Origin of the sequence: Aerococcus viridans, from assembly GCF_002871935.1 — a bacterium.
Lineage (GTDB): Bacteria > Bacillota > Bacilli > Lactobacillales > Aerococcaceae > Aerococcus > Aerococcus viridans_B.
This window is the reverse complement of sequence record NZ_PNHQ01000046.1, coordinates 1-1499: the sequence shown is the minus strand read 5'-3', so window position 1 is coordinate 1499 and position 1499 is coordinate 1. Positions and strand designations below refer to the sequence as shown.

Below are 1499 nucleotides of genomic sequence, written 5' to 3'. Positions count from 1 at the left end.
CCTGAATAATTCATACCTCTAATTTCAGAGGCCAGTTTATTATGTTTCTGTTATATTTTGCAGTTTTTCTATTATATACATTGAGATATTTCAATTTTTTGATTCTATTCGTTGATTACTCGAGAAATTCCAGGATAACTTGAATTTTGGGCGCACTTCTCCCTGGGCATTGTTCATTTTTTTAAAAATGAATATTTATTAAATATACTGTCGAATCCCTTGGATTCGCCTGAATGTATTATAAAACTCGGCCTGATAAACGTGCGAACTTGAGAGCTTCAAATACATTTGTCTAGCTGTACGGACGATTTTTCCTGCTACTTTGAATAACCGAAGTCGGATGGTATTCACTTGGAGCCCTTTCCAATTAGAATCAAAACAGCTTGTACGTAAGAAATTCACCAAATTATAAGCCAGTAGACTAATCATCATACGGGATTCGTTTGCTAGAAATCCTGGACTATCAGTTTTATCGAAAAAGAAACCGTTCTTGGCTTCTTTAATGTAATTTTCCATGGTGCCGCGTTTATTGTAAGTTTCAAACACGCTTTTCGCTGAAATGTTTTCAGAAAGATTGGTCACAATAAAGGCATGGCTAAAAAGTAATTCACCGACTTCTCGTGTCGAACGAATGCAAACACGACGAGGCTTTGTCCATGAAGAAGCTTGATAGGAAACTGAGTGATAGTAAACTTCTTTTTCATCCCAAGGATGATTATTATCATAGAACACAAATTCTTCTGCCAAGCGGTATAAGTTTCGATTGGCTTTGAGTCGAATGACGTAGTAATTGTCATGTATATCGCATAGATTGTAGACAGCCGGCGTTGCAAATCCACTATCTCCACGTACTAGGATATCAGTCGTTGGAACCGTTTGGTTATAGTGTTCTAACAGTGGTTTAAGAAATGCTTTAACCCCATTGGAAGTATATTGATTACCTGAACGGAGTTTAGCTTTTAAGAAGTCACCGGTCAGCCCATCAAATGCGACTAATGGATGATAGCCATTCGTTCCATAATGAGCGTTGTAAGCTGTTTGTTCTTGGTTACCGAAGGTATCCGAATGCGTAGAATCCAAGTCGATAATCATGTTTGTATCATTACGCACTAGACGGGCTTTGTCGATTAATGTTTGATTGAGCTCCTGAAGTGTGAGGATTGTATCTTGTCCCACTCGATTAAAAAATCGTGAGATAGACGACTGAGAAGCTAATGGCTCGTCACTTGAAAGAGTCTGTAAAACTGGGTCATGTTGCAGAATATTTGTCGCAGAATCTGTATCATAACCTGCTATAATCTGCAGAATTAATTGCTTCAACAGTTTATGATTTGTATGTGTCCAATATTTTCGATCGTCTTGAAAGGTAACTATTTTTTCAGCGAGTTGAGTAAATTGGAAAACATCCATCATTTCATCTATAAGAACTAAGCCAAAATCACTGGATAAACGACCACCTGTATGAGAGACATGTAAATCATTATTGAATTTTGCAGCAG

Annotated in this window: 1 protein-coding gene; it reads right to left on the bottom strand. The window is 37.4% G+C overall.

From position 1 onward, the window contains the following. Window positions 1–198: 198 nt before the first annotated feature. Window positions 199–1499, bottom strand: a 1301-nt coding sequence (locus CJ191_RS09065) for an IS1380 family transposase (protein WP_102199572.1), incomplete at its 5' end; no start/stop codon positions are given.